The sequence below is a fragment of the Flavobacterium sp. J49 genome (genome assembly GCF_011742145.1).
Classification (GTDB): Bacteria; Bacteroidota; Bacteroidia; order Flavobacteriales; family Flavobacteriaceae; genus Flavobacterium.
The window spans coordinates 77,259-93,019 of the sequence record NZ_JAAQQU010000094.1 but is presented as its reverse complement, the minus strand read 5'-3'; the positions used below and the strand labels follow the sequence as shown (position 1 = coordinate 93,019).

The following is a 15,761-nucleotide window of genomic DNA, read 5'->3' as shown; positions in this document are numbered from 1 at the left end:
AAAGTTAAAGCACCAAAGTTACAAAGTTTATTACATTCTGTATACAATCGCATTAACATTCATTCCGGCACCAACCGAAGCAAAAAGAATGACATCACCTTTTTGAAGAGAATGGCCTTCGAGATTGCCTTTGACCAATAAATCATACAACGTTGGAACCGTCGCCACGCTCGAGTTTCCGAGTTTGTGAATACTCATCGGCATGATGCCTTCGGGAGCGGTTTGTCCGAAGAGTTTGTAGAAACGTTGAATGATGGCTTCATCCATTTTTTCATTGGCTTGATGGATCAATACTTTTTTGATGTTACTGATGTCAATGCCGCTGGCTTCCACACATTCTTTCATCGCTTTGGGCACCTGACTCAAAGCAAATTCATATATTTTTCTGCCGTGCATTTTGATATAGCGCACATCAGGATCGTGGGTTTTATTAAAAGAGTTTCCGAAGAATAGATAATAAGCTTCATCGTAAGTAAAAGTCGCTGATGCATGGGCTAAAATACCGCCTTCATCCTCTGTGGCTTCTACGATTGTCGCTCCGGCACCATCCGAATAAATCATACTGTCGCGGTCGTGCATGTCAACCACTCTTGATAAAGTTTCGGCACCAATGACCAAACATTTTTTAGCCATTCCGGCTTTGATAAACGCTTGCGCTTGGATTACGCCTTCCACCCAACCCGGACAACCGAAAAGCATGTCGTAGCAAACACATTTTGGGTTTTTGATACGCAAATCAAATTTGACTCTGGTCGCCAAACTCGGCAATAAGTCAGTTTGAATAGCGCCTTTTTTTACGTTGCCGAAGTTGTGTGCGAAAATGATATAATCCAAAGTTTCCGCATCGATTCCGGAGTCTTCTATGGCTTTTCGGGCAGCGATAGTAGCAATGTCGGAAGTTTGTAAATCATCCGTAACATATCGGCGTTCCTCAATTCCGGTGATATCGTAAAATTTTTCGGTGATGACCTCATTTGGAAGTGGAAATGGTGTTCCGTCATCATTAAGAAAAACGTGTTTGGTAAAATCTTTATTCGTAACTATTTCGGTCGGGATATAGCTTCCGGAACCGGTTATTTTAATGTTCATGTGTAATGGTAATAGTTCCACTAAATTATTGATTTAAAAATAATATTAAACACTTTTGTTTGTTAATTGATAATTTTTGCGAATTCGTTTGTTTTTTACCTAGTTTTTTTAACAAAATTTATATTATGACCGTTTTTGTAAATAAATGGATTATTATATTTTTGTAAAAAAAGCAAATGAAAAAAATTTACTTTCTATTAGTTGCCTTTTTAAGTGCAACTGTAATTTATTCTCAAAACGATTTGTGCGCCAATGCTACGGTTTTAGTACCGGGTTCTTCTTGTATAACTGTTGAAGGGACATTTAACGGCGCTACAATTTCAACACCTAAGCCAAGTTGTGCCACTGATGCCTCACAGGATGTTTGGTATAGTTTTGTGGCTACTGAGAAAATGATGGGGATAGTTTTATTTGGAACAGCAGGAATTAGTAACGGATTTGAAGTTAGAACCGGAAGTTGTGACGGGTCGGTAATTATTTGCAGAAATGTCAATAATACTTCAGGTTCTGGAGAGAATTTAATGTACAATAACTTTGAAATAGGAACCACTTATTATATCCGCGTTTTTAATGCATTTATAGCTGCCTCTTCAAATACATTTTCTATTTGTTTGCAAAGTTATCCTCCACCGGCTAACGATAATTGTTCGAATGCTGTTGCTTTGAATCCTTCCTCTTCATGTAATTCAGTTGAGGGCACATTTTCTGGTTCTACAATTAATACTGCTGCTCCTAGCTGTGGGACAAGTGCTTCTCAGGATGTTTGGTATAGTTTTGTGGCAACAGAGAAAACAATGGGGATAGTTTTATTCGGAACTCCAGGAATTAGTAACGGATTTGAAGTGTTGACCGGTAGCTGCAGCGGATCGACATTCCTTTGCAGAAACGCTAACAATACAACCGGTTCCGGTGAAAACCTATTGTATAATAACTTTGAAATAGGCACCACCTATTTTATTAGGGTTTTTAATGCTTTTATAGCAACATCTATTAATACCTTCTCTATTTGTGTACAGAGTTATCCACCACCGGCTAATGATAATTGTGTGAACGCTATTACTCTCCAACCCAGCACAACTTGTGCCACCAATACGGTAGCATTAAGCGGTTCAACCCTGGATGGTGTAGGTTCTATATTTTCGTGTTCGCCTAATCCTTCACAAGATGTTTGGTATAAATTTACAGCAACTAATACAAGTATGACCGTTACTTTGTCAACTGTTGTCGATGTTAGTAATGGTTATCAGGTGTACGAAGGAGGATGTAACGGGACATTAGTCTATTGTAGAAATGTAAATGGCAACGGATCAGGTGAAACTTATACATATACAAATTATACTGTAGGTAACGAGTACTATGTGCGGGTGGTAAACGAGTATTCGACCCCGATAACTACGTCAAGTTTTAATATTTGTTTAGTAGATGCCACTTTGAGTACTCTAGAGAATTTGCTTCAAAACATAGAAGTTTATCCTAATCCGACACATGATTTTTTACAAGTACTTCATTCAGATTATTTGATTAATTATGAGATGTATAATCATTTAGGACAAATTGTTCAAAAAGGTGTTTTTAACTCCAATGAAATTGATGTTCGGTTTTTACAAGCCGGAGTATATGTACTTAAAATGAACAGTGATTCGGGTACTGTTGTTAAAAGAATAATTAAGAAATAAAATAAAAAACGAGAGGTTAACTCCTCTCGTTTTTTATTTTAATCTGCATAATCGTGCCAATACTCAAGGCTTGAGTCTTAATTTGCTCGGCTTTTTGACCTTTAAAATTCTCATCTACGGCTGTATAAAAATGATGGAGCCAAGTTTTGAACAGTTCAGGCGATAGGTATTCTTTGGCATTGACATCTAAATGAATTTGCGTCAAATTATTGGTATAACCACCGGTGCCCAAAATGGCTTGAGACCAAAAAGTAACCAAAATTGGTAAGTGTTCTTCGAGTTTTATTTTGACTACATCGGTAAAAATATAACTGATAGCATCATCTGATAAAAGCTTTTTGTAAAACTCATCGACGAGTAAATACAAGTCGTCTTGGGTTTGAATGTCATTCATTATTTTTTCATTTGGCACAAAAATAAAACTTCACAAATTTTGTTTTGCTGATTAGAGTCAGCTTTTAAAAGAAAAGGTTCCAAATTTTACAACTTGAAACCTTTTAATTTTTACTTCGTATTTAGTACTTCTAAATTTGTATTACATATACGCCTCAATCGGTGCACAAGAACAAACTAAATTTCTGTCACCATAAGCATCATCTACACGACGAACACTTGGCCAGAATTTGTTTTCGTGAATGTACTCTAAAGGATAAGCGGCTTGCTCACGCGTGTAAGGGTAAGTCCAAGTGTCAGTCGTTAGCATCGCTAAAGTATGAGGAGCGTTTTTCAATACGTTATTAGTATCATCAGCCGAAGCCGCAGCAATTTCTTTACGGATAGAAATCATCGCATCACAAAAACGATCTAACTCGGCTAAATCTTCCGATTCTGTTGGTTCAATCATCAACGTTCCGGCTACCGGGAAGGAAACCGTTGGTGCGTGGAAACCGTAATCCATTAAGCGTTTGGCGATATCCGTAACTTCAATTCCGTTTTGTTTAAAGGCACGACAATCTAAAATCATTTCGTGTGCCGCACGGCCCATTTCTCCTGAATATAAAACCGGATAATGTGCTTCTAAACGGGCTTTCATATAATTGGCATTTAAAATCGCGTGTTCTGTTGAGCTTTTCAAGCCTTCAGCACCCAACATGGTGATATAGCCATAAGAAATCAAACACACTAAGGCTGAACCATATGGTGCAGAGGAAATGGCGGTAATCGCATTGTTTCCACCTACCGGAATGATTGGGTTCGTTGGTAAGAAAGGCACCAGTTTTTCGTTGACACAAATTGGTCCAACACCTGGTCCGCCACCGCCGTGAGGAATCGCGAAGGTTTTATGTAAGTTCAAGTGACAAACATCTGCACCAATAGTGGCCGGATTGGTCAAACCAACCTGTGCATTCATATTGGCACCATCCATATAAACCAAACCACCATTGTCGTGGATGATTTTGGTTATTTCACAAATGGCACTTTCAAAAACCCCGTGAGTTGATGGATAAGTGACCATCAAACAAGACAAGTTGGCTGCGTGTTCAATTGCTCTTGCTCTCAAATCTTCTACATCAATGTTTCCATTCTCCATGGTTTTGGTTACGATAATTTGCATACCTGCCATCGCTGCCGAAGCCGGATTGGTTCCGTGAGCTGAGGATGGAATCAAACACACATTTCTGTGGTTGTCGCCACGAGATTGGTGGTAGGCACGAATCGCCATTAAACCTGCGTATTCGCCTTGCGCACCGGAGTTGGGTTGCAAAGTTGTTCCGGCAAAACCGGTTACTACATTTAATTGTTGCTCTAATTTTTTAAGCATTGTGATATACCCTTCTGCTTGTTCGATAGGCGCGAATGGGTGAATGCTATTCCAATTCGCCATAGACAATGGCAACATTTCAGCCGCGGCATTAAGCTTCATCGTACAAGAACCCAGAGAAATCATCGAGTGGTTTAGCGACAGATCTTTGCGCTCTAATTTTTTGATATAACGCATCAACTGAGATTCAGAATGATGATTGTTGAACACCTCATGTTGCAAGAACGTTGAAGTTCTTTCTAAGGAAGTTGGGAAATTGTTGTTTGAACTTAATTCAGAAACCTTGAAAGCTTCTTTACTAGTCGCTTCTGCAAAAATGGCGATGATTTGGTTCAAGTCGTTTAACGAAGTCGTTTCGTTTAACGAAATAGAAATCGTTTCACCATCTACATAGAAGAAGTTAACTTCGTGTTTTTCCGCAATCGCTTTTACTTTAGGCGCATCCGCTTTTACGGAAATGGTATCGAAGAAAGCGGTATTGGTTTGGTAAACGCCTAATTTATTTAAGGCATCAGCCAAAGTTACCGCCGAAGCGTGTACTTTATTGGCGATGTATTTCAATCCTTTTGGCCCATGATATACCGCATACATTCCGGCCATAACGGCCAATAAAACTTGTGCCGTACAAATATTGGAAGTGGCTTTTTCACGTTTGATGTGTTGCTCACGAGTTCCCAAAGCCATGCGCAACGCACGCTTTCCGTTAGCATCTATAGAAACTCCGATGATTCTACCCGGCATGGAACGTTTGTACTCTTCTTTAGTGGCAAAATAAGCTGCGTGCGGTCCGCCGTAACCCATTGGGATTCCAAAACGTTGGGTCGTTCCTACTACTACAGCAGCGCCCATTTCTCCCGGAGAAGTTAATTTGGCTAAAGATAAAATATCGGCAGCCACGGCTACTTTGATTTCATTTTCATTGGCCTTAGCCATAAAGGCAGCATAATCATTTACCTGACCGTATTTGCCCGGATATTGTAAAATCGCTCCGAAAAAGTCGGTAGAGAAATCAAAAGTTTCGTGGTTTCCAACAACCAATTCCACACCGATTGGCGTAGAACGGGTTTGTAAAACCGATAAGGTTTGTGGTAATATTTCTTCTGAAACGAAGAATTTACGGGTGTTGTTTTTCTTTTGGTCACGAGAACGTACGTCGAACAATAGTGCCATGGCTTCGGCCGCTGCTGTTCCTTCGTCTAACAAAGAGGCATTGGCGATTTCCATTCCGGTCAATTCGATAACCATGGTTTGGAAATTCAAGATGGCTTCTAAACGACCTTGAGCAATTTCTGCTTGATACGGTGTGTAGGCCGTGTACCAACCCGGATTTTCAAAAATATTTCTTTGAATTACTGCCGGAACAATCGTTGGGTGATAACCCAAACCGATATACGATTTGAACACTTTATTTTTTTTTCCTAATTCCTGAATGTGCGTTAAATACTCATATTCGGTCATCGGGGCATCCAGATTTAAGTCGTTTTTCAAGCGAATATCGTCCGGTATGGTTTCGTAAATTAATTGGTCAAAAGTTTCAACTCCGATAGTTTTGAACATGTGGTTTAGGTCGCTCTCACGTGGACCTATGTGGCGTAATGCAAATGCGTCTGTTCTCATTAAATTGTAAGTTCTATAAGTGTGTTTAGTTGTGCGTGTTTTGCTAGAAAACGAGTTTGTTTTTTAACGCCAACAAAAGTAATTATTAATGTTCTAATTTTGTGCTAAACAAAGTCTAATATTTTGAGAATTTTTTAACCAAAATGTACTCTTATTAACACTTTGCTTACTTTTAGCCTATGCTATTTTTAAAACGACTTCTCGATTTTTACATCAACAGCAGTATTCACGTGGCTTTGTCGGTTTATGCTTTGGTACGAATGACGGGTTTTTTGTTTCAAATTTCGGCCATTGAAGCGACTGCTTTTTTTGCTTTTTTCGGGACGATCGTCGGGTATAATTTTGTGAAGTATGATGCTTTGGCTCGAACCCAAAAATTACAAATGCGAACCCAATTAAAAGTAATCGCCGTTTTGAGTTTTCTATCGTTGTTGGCTTGTGGCTTTTACTTTCTGCAATTGGCGCAAAAAACCAAAATCATTGCCGTTGTTTTTTTGATTCTGACTTTGCTTTACACTTTACCGTTCTTTCCCAATAAAAAGAATGCTCGGAATTGGGCAGGAGTAAAGATTTATATTGTGGCTTTGTGTTGGGTTGGGGTGACTTTGTTTTTGCCGATAATTAACGCAGAAATCTCATTGACTACTTATGTTTTTTTGGTCGCGATTCAACGTTTTATTCTGATTTTTGTGTTGATTTTGATTTTTGAAATCATCGATTTAAAGCAAGACGATCCGCATTTGAAAACAGTACCGCAACAAATAGGCGTGGAGCGAACTAAAAAATTAGGTTTCTTACTTTTGTTCGTGTTTGTTGGTTTGGAATTTTTATACGCTGATTTTAATTATCCCATTTTGTTTTTGAAGATAGGAATTGCTGTAACAGTGTTGCTTTTTTTGATCTTTGCCAATGAAAAACGGTCGAAGTATTATTCTTCTTTTTGGGCGGAAAGCATTCCCTTTTTGTGGTGGGTTTTGCTACTTCTTTTCGGCTAAATCTTTCAGCATTTGATTTCTTTTCAATAAAAAATCTTCTAAGTGTTTTCGGAGGAATAATTTGTTGAACAATTTACCCAAAACCCCAAAAGGCACTTTGTATTGCAAAAAATCAATCATAGCCGTATGACCATTTTGAGTGACAAAAGTGTGCTCGTGACGGAAGTATTTAAAATGACCTTTACGCATCTCATCCACAAAATAATTCGGCATTTCCATTTCGGTGATTTGGCTTTGGTGTTGGAGATAAAAGCCAAAGTGTTTTCCCTGAAAAGTGACCGTTTCACCCAATTCAATCAATCCTGAAGTTTTACCAGCAATTGTTTTTTCGTCAGATAGTGCAGTTGATTGTTGGTGAACATCTATGTTTCGGGCCAAATCAAATACGGTTTGAATCGGTGCATTTATTTTGGTGATGAGACGAATGGTGGTCATGATTTTAAAATTTAGGCAATCGCATTTTGTTGGTTTTGATTTTCTCTGGCTTTTCTTTTTCCTCTAAAAAAGAAATACAGATTGAGGAACAACATCAACCCAAGATAGATGGTAAATCCTCCAATTTTATAACTGAGTTCTTCAATAAGCAATTGGTAGCTGTCATCATAAAGATTCATTTCCAAAATCATTAAGGCAAAGCCAAGATTGAGCAAATAGAATCCGGTTTCAAAAAGTTTGTTGGTCGCATTGGCTATTTCTTCTCGGCCTTTAAAAATGTCTAACATGTATATTTTACTGTTTTTGAAAAGTGTTTTAGAAACATAATAAGTGAGAAACAAAGCCACAGGTAAATAAATGGCGTAACCGATTAGAATTTTTGTAGTTTCCATGATAGTAAGTATTTAAATTAATTTTTGAATGTATTTGGTAAGAACGTAAATGTTGAGGTAATGCATTAAGGCAATTGTTCCGATGATGATAGCCGATTTGAAGGCGATGGTTTCTATGAGTTGGTCGAATGTGACAATCTTTTCCCAAGAGATTAAAGTCATAGCACAGTAGCCAATGTTCATCAGATAATATCCCAATAGTAAAACCTGATTGATTTTATGACACAAGTCTTTATGGTCGGGAATGAGTTGGGCGATATAAACATTGCCGTTTTGGTAACAAATTCGGCCTACTTTGACAATGATGACAATGGTTATCAGTAAGTAAATCGCGTAGCCAATGATGTTGAGGTTCATGGCTTTGCTTTTTTATAAATTACAAAAGTTAAATAGAAGGCTAACAAAGGAGGAATACCAATCAAAATGAAGGTTAAGTTGTCATTATATCCAATTTGAGCATTAATAAACCAAAGCGTGAAAAATGCTACTACGCCACCAATGTAAAATTGTAGTTTTCTATCGTTAGGTGCATCATTCAGTAGGCATAAGCCTAAAATAACTTGTATGAATCCTGTTAACATTGTTGACAGAATTGAATATATAAATGCTCCTTCTTTAATGATGGGATATGAAATTAAGATGACGAATGGAAGTCCAACCGCAAAAGCATTGAAATATTGAATGTTTTTCATAATTATTATAAATTTTAAACTTTCAGAAAAAAATGAAAGTTTTGATTAAAAAAGGGTTTATTTCATGAATTTTAATAAAATTTGCGCCAACCAATTGTCTTTGTATTCGGTCATTTTGTCTAAAACGTTGTCGGCTTTAAGAACAAAATCATACAACTTGGTAGTTTGCTCTACAAAATGTCTCTCTTCGGCGGTTCCGTCTGCTTCGATGGAGGACACTTCTTTTAGCACTTTCAAAGCCGGTTTAATTTCTCGTTTGCTGCGTTCTTTGGAGATTTTTACGGCCAATTCATCTAAGTCTTTTTCGGCAGTAAAATACTCTCTACGTTCTCCGGTTTTGTATTCTTTGTACACAATGCCCCAATCCATTAAAGCTCTTAAATTCATGCTGGCATTGCCACGAGAAATCTGCAATTCTTCCATAATGTCTTCCATAGAAACCGCTTCGTTTGAGACCATCAACAAGGCGTGAATTTGTGCCATGGTTTTGTTGATGCCCCATTGTGAGCCCAAGGCACCCCAAGTTTGAACGAACTTATTTTTTGCTTCTTTGAATTCCATAACCCAAAGGTAAATAAAAGTTTTTAAACTTTCAAAAAAAAATGAAAGTATTTAAAAAAAATCATAGCGGGGCGTAATTTTTTACCTAATAAAATTTTGAATAGAATTGCATTTTGTGAAAATAAATTAACTTATTTAAGAAAAAATAAATGTTAAAAAAGTTATTTCTTTAATAAAAAATTGTTGTTATCGTTAAATCATTTATAATGATTTTCAATGCTAATAAAAGAATCTAATTTTGTTTTATTAACCAAATCTTTTTTACAGATGAAAAAAATTACTTTTTTCAATTGTTTTCGATTGCTTAATCCTACGAAATCGAAAAACAATTGTACTTTTTTATTCCTTTTTGTCCTCTTTTTAGGGCAATTTGTGACCGGGCAAACAGTCCTTATCAATCCTACTGCAGAAGGCGGTTTTGAAAACGGGACTACTTTTGTGGACAACGGTTGGACTACCGTCAATGCTGCAACAAATACATGGAATTTAGGAGCAACACCGGCTTGGTTTTCAGGAGACAGAGGTGCTTATGTTTCTAATGACAGCGGAACATCTTGGGCTTATACCAACAATATTGCCAACCGTTCGTTTTTTTACAGAGATGTTACCTTTCCGGCAAATACCAATGCAGTAACTTTAAGCTTTGATTGGAGGGCTAATGGAAATGATGGTAATTATGATAATTTGTTGGTTTATGTTGTAGATACCTCAATTACTCCTATGATTTCAGGACCAACCGGAACAAATACAACTAATACCACATGGACAGGCTATACTAATGGAACTACGGGTTATTATTTGTTACAAAGAAATGGTACTAGTACTCCAACTTCAACAACAAATGTTACCTATAGCTTCACGACAGCGCAATCAACTTATGTGTCGGGTAGTACAAAACGTTTGGTTTTTGTATGGAAAAATGATGGTTCAGGAGGTACTAATCCACCAGCTTCCGTTGATAACATATCACTTGTAGCCTATACTTGTACAGGCCCTACAGCACTAGTAACCTCTGCATTTTCTAGTACAACCGCTACTGTTGGTTGGACTGCAGCTGTTCCTGCACCGGCAAGCGGATATGATTATGAAGTTAGAACCAGTGGCGCAGTAGGAAGTGGTGCTACAGGTTTGTTTACTAGCGGAACTACAACCGGAGTTTCATTGCCATTGACAGGATTGACAGCCAATACTACCTACACTTATTATGTAAGGTCAAATTGCGGCTCAAATGATTTTGGCTCTTGGAGCAGTGGAAGTTTTTATACGGGATATTGTGTACCGTCTTCCACTTCAACAGCTACATATATCAATAACTTTTCCACTACCGGTGGATCAACCAATATATCAAATTTAGCTTCAGGTTACACTACTGGTGGATACCAAAATAATTTCAACACGACAGCTGTAAGTCAATACGCTACAGGAACTGTTAATTTTGCTTCAGATATCGTAGGTGGTTCTGTGGGAACCGCTATTTGGGTTGATTGGAATAATGATTTAATCTTTGACAATGCAACTGAAAGAGTATTTGTTACTACGGCTTTCGGTTTCAACCAAACCGGTAGTTTTGTAGTGCCAAACGGAACGGCTTTGGGAGATTACAGAATGAGAATCAGAATCGACTATAATTCGATTACTCCGGATGCTTGTTCAAATGCCAATGCCAGAACAGAAGCAGAAGATTACAAACTTACTGTAATACCACAGCCGGCTTGTTTGGCTCCATCAGGAGTTACAGCTGCGGCGAATACAGCTTTCACCGCTACTTTAAATTGGACAGCTTCATTATCAAATCCAAGTGACGGTTATCAGTATTATTATGCAACCAACAATACTGCCCCAACAGCAGGGACTACTCCTTCAGGTAGTGTTGTAGCGGGTGTTTTAACAGCTACTTTATCATCATTAACACCAAGTACTACATATTTTGTGTGGGTAAGAGGAAATTGTGGTTCCGGAATCACAAGCGATTGGACTTTGACACCGGTAAGTTTTGCAACACCATGTAATCCTCCATCAATTACAGGAACAACACCTGGCGCTGTTTGCGGTCAAGGAACTGTAAATTTATCGGCTACTGCCAGTGAAGGAAATATCAAATGGTACGCCGCTCAAACCGGAGGGAATGCTTTGGTTACGGGTGCCAACTATACGACTCCAACGATCAACACAACTACTTCTTATTGGGTAGAAGCTAGTGTAGCAGGTTCAACACAAACTTCTGGAAAATCGGCTCCGGCAGCGGCGGCTACAACTTCAACTACAAACAACTGGGGTATTGTTTTCAACGCCACAGCGCCGGTTGAATTGCAAAGTGTATCTGTTTACTCTACTTCTGCAGGAACAATTAATATAAAAGTCACCAATGCCGCTTTGACAGAATTGTATGCAACAGGCGATATCGCAGTTGTAGCAGGAGGAACAACAACACCAAACATCATTCCTTTAAACTTCACTGTGCCGGCTGGAACAGGTTACAGAATTTTGGTTAAAGCCTATTCAGGAGTTAATTTAATTCGTGATAACTCAGGAGTTACTTTTCCGTACAATGGAACAGACGGAGGTTTAAACATTACTGCTTCTGAATGGGGAGGAACCACTACTGCCAATTACTATTATTTCTATGATGTGAAATACAAATCACCTTGTGTATCGGCAAGAACAGAAGTTGTGGCTTCCGTTACAACTCCACCAGCTTTAGCTTTAAGTACTAACAGTACAGCTGCAGTTTGTTCAGGACAATCAACTTCTGCGGTAACTATTGTTACCGGCGCAACAGATTATGATTCTTATGTATGGTCTCCGGCTACCAATGTAACAGGAGATGCGGTAAACGGTTGGGTATTCAATCCATCAACTACTACAGCCTACACTTTAACGGCTTCTCAATCTTCAGGTTCTTTGTGTCAGACTACAACTAACTTGACCGTTAATATAAATTCTAATCCTACTGTAAATGCTTCAGCAACTAACGAAACCATCTGTGAAGGGTATTCCACTACTTTAACTGCTGTGACTGAAACTACGGCTCCGGGGAATGTAACTATTGGAACTGCTACTACACTAACAAGTGCAACCAATCAACCGACTGCATTCTGTAACCGTTGGGCTCAATATTGGAACCAAACCATATTTACAGCGGCTGAACTTCAAGCAGCTGGTTTGAAACCTGGAAATATTAACTCAATTACTTATAATATTACTACCTTAGGAGATGGTGCTAACGTAACTAATTTCTCAGTTAGAATCGGAAATACAACCAACACTACTTTGGCTACTTTCGTTACAACCGGATTGACTACGGTTTATGGTCCGGCTACTTATACTCATGCCATAGGAGCTAACACCATTACTTTTACAACGCCTTATCTTTGGGATGGTGTTTCTAATATCATTGTTGACATCAGACAAAATGGAGCAGATAGTATCAACAATGCCATTACTTACTATACTGCTACTACCGCTAACATGACTCTTTCAGCAATTACCAGTACAACCTTTGCTACTAATCCTATTCAAAATATGGTTAGCGCCGGAACGGTAACGCCAACAACTTCTTTACAACGTTTGAATGTTGTTTTAGGAGGTCAAGTAGGAAGCATTGGTGCAGGAGGTTTAGATTGGACATGGAATCCGGGTGCCTTAACCGGTAACACTGTTTTAGTGGCTCCAGCCACTTCAACGACTTACACCGTAAGAGGAACTAATCCTGCCACAGGTTGTTATGCTGAAACGAACATTGGAATCACGGTTAACCTGGCACCAATTCCTTCAGGGGATGCTGTTCAGGTTTTTGAAGTATCTGACGCAGCCGATGCTACTGTGGCCGATTTAGTGGCTACAGGAACTGATGTAGCTTGGTATGCTTCCGAAGACGATGCGATTGACGATATCAATCCTTTAGCGTTATCAACCCAATTGGTTAGTGGGGCTACTTACTATGCAGTAAATACTTCAGCAGAAGGCTGTAGAAGTTTACCGTTTGCCGTAACGGTTACCGTAACTTTAGGTAATGCTTCTTTTGATTTAGCCGGATTGAAATTGTATCCAAACCCAACAAGCAATTTGTTAAATGTAGAATACACAGCTACCATTACTTCAATTGAAGTATACAACTTGGTGGGTCAAAAAATCACTGCTAAAAATGTCAACGCTATCAGCACTACTGTGGACATGTCGCCATTAGCCGGTGGAACTTACTTTGTAAAAGTACAGGCCGAAAACGCTTCAAGAACCATCAAAGTAATTAAAAACTAAATCTAGTTTATCATTATAGAGAAAGCCACCGCAAGGTGGCTTTTTTGTTTTTAATAGAATTTGGGCCTTCCCCTTTGGGTCGGGCTTTCCACTCCAATCTTTTTCAAGAAAAAGGATTTCCACTGCACACGAGCGAAGCGACTGCCGAAGGAATCCCTAACGCAAACTTCTATGCATAAAAAAACCGAAGCATTAACTTCGGTTTCTAATTATCTAACAATCTAAGTAGTCTAACCATCTAAATCAATCCTGCTCTTTTCAACAAAGCTTCCGGCTTCGGTTCTTGACCGCGGAAACGTTTGTACAATTCCATCGGCAATTCGGTGCCGCCTTTAGAAAGTACATGGTCTTTGAATTTGGTGGCGACATCGGTATTGAAAATACCATTCTCTTGGAAATACGCAAAAGCATCAGCATCCAAAACTTCCGCCCATTTGTAACTGTAATACCCCGAAGAATAACCACCTTGGAAAATATGCGAAAACGAAACACTCATGCAATTTTCAGCCACATCCGGATATAATGTTGTATGATCCATGACAGCTTTTTCAAAAGCTTTTATGTTGTCAATGGTTTGCGGTTTGGCGTGATAAGCCATATCCAAAATCCCAAAACTCAATTGACGTAAAGTCGCCATACCTTCTAAGAAACTGGCGCTCTCTTTGATTTTATCCACATATTGTTGCGGAATGATTTCTCCCGTTTGATAATGTTTGGCAAACAACGCCAAAGCTTCAGGTTCGTAACACCAGTTTTCCATCACTTGACTTGGCAATTCCACAAAATCCCAATACACTGAAGTGCCCGATAAACTCGGATACGTCGTGTTGGCCAACATGCCGTGTAACGCGTGTCCGAATTCATGGAACAAAGTTGTTACTTCGTTAAAGGTTAGGAGTGAAGGTTTGGTTTCGGTTGGTGGTGTAAAATTGCACACGATAGAAACATGTGGTCTTTCGTTTACGCCTCCTTTAATATATTGTGGTTTGAACGAAGTCATCCAAGCGCCGTTGCGTTTGCCCTTTCTCGGGAAGAAGTCGGAGTAAAAGACAGCAACTAATTTTCCTTCAAAGTCTAACACTTCAAAAGTTTGTACATCGTCATGGTATTTTTCGATATCGAATACTTCTTTGAATGTAATACCGAATAGTTTTTCAGCTACGGTAAATGCACCATTTAAAACATTTTCCAATTGGAAATAAGGCTTTAAAATCTCATCATCCAAACTGAATAATTTTTGCTTCAATTTTTCAGAATAGTATGCGCCGTCCCATTTTTCAAGGTTTTCTAATCCGTCGAGTTCTTTAGCGAAAGCGGTCAGTTCGGCAAACTCTTTTTGAGCTGCCGGTTTGGCTTTTTCCAATAAATCATTCAAAAACGATTGCACTTTCTCGGGATTTTGCGCCATGCGTTCTTCCAAAACAAAATGCGCATGCGATTTATAGCCCAGGAGTTGAGCTCGTTCGTGACGCAATTTCACGATGTTCTTCACATTTTCCTGATTGTCGTAATCGTTTTCCTGAAATGCTTTTTTGCCCGCGGCTATCGCCATTTCTTTACGCAATTCACGGTTATCGACATAGGTTACAAATGGTAAATAGCTTGGGAAATCTAAAGTAAATAACCAACCGTCTAAATCATCGGATTTGGCTAAAGAACGCGCCATTTCTTTAGCGCCATCGGGTAGTCCTTTTAAATCGGCTTCGTTGGCGATGTGTAATTTATAACTGTTGGTTTCCGCCAAAACATTTTCTCCGAAAGTAAGTTTCAGTTTGGCCAAAACTTTATCAATTTCGCGCAAAAGTTCTTTTTTATCTTCGGAAAGTAAGGCGCCGTTTCGGGCAAAACTTTTGTATTTTTTGTCGAGTAAAGTGGCTTGTTCCGGTGTTAGTGTTAAGCTGTCTTTTTGCTCATAAACGGCTTTGACTCTTTTGAATAAATCCTCATTTAAGGTGATGTCGTTACCGAAAGCAGTCAATAAAGGCGAAACCTCTTGCGCAATTTTTTGCATTTCGTCACAAGTTTCCGCCGAATTTAAATTGAAGAAAATAGACGACAATCTGTCCAATTCTTGTCCCGAAAAATCTAAAGCTTCAATAGTGTTTTCAAAAGTTGGAGCTTCCGGATTGTGGGTTATGGCATCGATTTCGGCTCTGGCTTTGGTAATGTTGGCTTCAAAAGCAGGTTGGTAATCTTCGATTTTGATTTGCGAAAACGGTGCCGTATTGTGTTTGGTGGTAAATGTTTCGGTTAAGATTTTCATGTGGTATATTCTAAATGTTTTT

At 38.8% G+C, this 15,761-nt stretch carries 12 protein-coding genes; 3 read left to right on the top strand and 9 right to left on the bottom strand.

Translation table 11 applies throughout. The annotated features are described in order from the left end of the window. Window positions 1-30: 30 nt before the first annotated feature. Window positions 31-1,089, bottom strand: a complete 1,059-nt coding sequence (locus HA632_RS02815) for a 3-oxoacyl-ACP synthase III family protein (RefSeq protein WP_176305705.1) — start codon at window positions 1,087-1,089, stop codon at window positions 31-33. Between the two features lie 176 nt (window positions 1,090-1,265). On the opposite strand from HA632_RS02815, the gene HA632_RS02810 reads away from it, so the two are divergent. After that, window positions 1,266-2,765, top strand: coding sequence for a T9SS type A sorting domain-containing protein (locus HA632_RS02810; protein WP_176305704.1), 1,500 nt, complete (start codon window positions 1,266-1,268; stop codon window positions 2,763-2,765). Between the two features lie 16 nt (window positions 2,766-2,781). Here HA632_RS02810 and HA632_RS02805 read toward each other — a convergent pair whose 3' ends face one another. Both HA632_RS02805 and gcvP read right to left on the bottom strand, forming a co-directional pair. After that, on the bottom strand, window positions 2,782-3,159 hold the full coding sequence (locus HA632_RS02805) for a group III truncated hemoglobin (protein ID WP_176305703.1): 378 nt from the start codon (window positions 3,157-3,159) through the stop codon (window positions 2,782-2,784). Window positions 3,160-3,300: 141 nt separating this feature from the next. Next, window positions 3,301-6,144, bottom strand: coding sequence for an aminomethyl-transferring glycine dehydrogenase (gcvP, locus tag HA632_RS02800; RefSeq protein WP_176305702.1), 2,844 nt, complete (start codon window positions 6,142-6,144; stop codon window positions 3,301-3,303). A 179-nt stretch (window positions 6,145-6,323) separates the two neighbouring features. On the opposite strand from gcvP, the gene HA632_RS02795 reads away from it, so the two are divergent. Beyond that, window positions 6,324-7,139: a hypothetical protein gene (locus tag HA632_RS02795; protein ID WP_176305701.1), complete on the top strand. Its 816-nt coding sequence runs from the start codon at window positions 6,324-6,326 to the stop codon at window positions 7,137-7,139. On the opposite strand, the gene HA632_RS02790 is transcribed toward HA632_RS02795, so the two are convergent. Genes HA632_RS02790 through HA632_RS02770 form a run of 5 tightly spaced genes read right to left on the bottom strand, consistent with a single transcriptional unit; the run spans window position 7,122 to window position 9,219 of the window. Then, window positions 7,122-7,574: an SRPBCC family protein gene (locus HA632_RS02790; protein WP_176305700.1), complete on the bottom strand. Its 453-nt coding sequence runs from the start codon at window positions 7,572-7,574 to the stop codon at window positions 7,122-7,124. The two genes, HA632_RS02795 and HA632_RS02790, sit on opposite strands and share 18 nt — an antisense overlap. Before the next feature lie 11 nt (window positions 7,575-7,585). Continuing rightward, window positions 7,586-7,966 (bottom strand): hypothetical protein, encoded by a 381-nt coding sequence (locus HA632_RS02785; protein ID WP_176305699.1) that lies wholly within the window; start codon window positions 7,964-7,966, stop codon window positions 7,586-7,588. Window positions 7,967-7,978: 12 nt separating this feature from the next. Further along, entirely contained in the window at window positions 7,979-8,323 is a 345-nt protein-coding gene (locus HA632_RS02780) for a hypothetical protein (RefSeq protein ID WP_176305698.1), read from the bottom strand. After that, window positions 8,320-8,658, bottom strand: a complete 339-nt coding sequence (locus HA632_RS02775) for a hypothetical protein (protein WP_176305697.1) — start codon at window positions 8,656-8,658, stop codon at window positions 8,320-8,322. Before HA632_RS02775 ends, HA632_RS02780 begins: the two co-directional genes overlap by 4 nt. A 57-nt stretch (window positions 8,659-8,715) precedes the next feature. Further along, entirely contained in the window at window positions 8,716-9,219 is a 504-nt protein-coding gene (locus HA632_RS02770) for a GbsR/MarR family transcriptional regulator (RefSeq protein WP_176305696.1), read from the bottom strand. 267 nt (window positions 9,220-9,486) lie between these two features. On the opposite strand from HA632_RS02770, the gene HA632_RS02765 reads away from it, so the two are divergent. Further along, window positions 9,487-13,476: an S-layer family protein gene (locus HA632_RS02765; RefSeq protein WP_176305695.1), complete on the top strand. Its 3,990-nt coding sequence runs from the start codon at window positions 9,487-9,489 to the stop codon at window positions 13,474-13,476. A gap of 238 nt (window positions 13,477-13,714) precedes the next feature. Here HA632_RS02765 and HA632_RS02760 read toward each other — a convergent pair whose 3' ends face one another. Then, window positions 13,715-15,739: a M3 family metallopeptidase gene (locus HA632_RS02760; protein ID WP_176305694.1), complete on the bottom strand. Its 2,025-nt coding sequence runs from the start codon at window positions 15,737-15,739 to the stop codon at window positions 13,715-13,717. Window positions 15,740-15,761 lie beyond the last annotated feature (22 nt).

Excerpts from the sequence above, each read along its gene's own strand:
- gcvP (WP_176305702.1), bottom strand. The coding sequence starts at position 6,144 with ATGAGAACAGACGCATTTGCATTACGCCACATAGGTCCACGTGAGAGC.
- HA632_RS02775 (WP_176305697.1), bottom strand. The coding sequence starts at position 8,658 with ATGAAAAACATTCAATATTTCAATGCTTTTGCGGTTGGACTTCCATTC.
- HA632_RS02760 (WP_176305694.1), bottom strand. The coding sequence starts at position 15,739 with ATGAAAATCTTAACCGAAACATTTACCACCAAACACAATACGGCACCG.
- HA632_RS02790 (WP_176305700.1), bottom strand. The coding sequence starts at position 7,574 with ATGACCACCATTCGTCTCATCACCAAAATAAATGCACCGATTCAAACC.
- HA632_RS02795 (WP_176305701.1), top strand. The coding sequence starts at position 6,324 with ATGCTATTTTTAAAACGACTTCTCGATTTTTACATCAACAGCAGTATT.
- HA632_RS02815 (WP_176305705.1), bottom strand. The coding sequence starts at position 1,089 with ATGAACATTAAAATAACCGGTTCCGGAAGCTATATCCCGACCGAAATA.
- HA632_RS02765 (WP_176305695.1), top strand. The coding sequence starts at position 9,487 with ATGAAAAAAATTACTTTTTTCAATTGTTTTCGATTGCTTAATCCTACG.
- HA632_RS02785 (WP_176305699.1), bottom strand. The coding sequence starts at position 7,966 with ATGGAAACTACAAAAATTCTAATCGGTTACGCCATTTATTTACCTGTG.
- HA632_RS02770 (WP_176305696.1), bottom strand. The coding sequence starts at position 9,219 with ATGGAATTCAAAGAAGCAAAAAATAAGTTCGTTCAAACTTGGGGTGCC.
- HA632_RS02780 (WP_176305698.1), bottom strand. The coding sequence starts at position 8,323 with ATGAACCTCAACATCATTGGCTACGCGATTTACTTACTGATAACCATT.
- HA632_RS02810 (WP_176305704.1), top strand. The coding sequence starts at position 1,266 with ATGAAAAAAATTTACTTTCTATTAGTTGCCTTTTTAAGTGCAACTGTA.
- HA632_RS02805 (WP_176305703.1), bottom strand. The coding sequence starts at position 3,159 with ATGAATGACATTCAAACCCAAGACGACTTGTATTTACTCGTCGATGAG.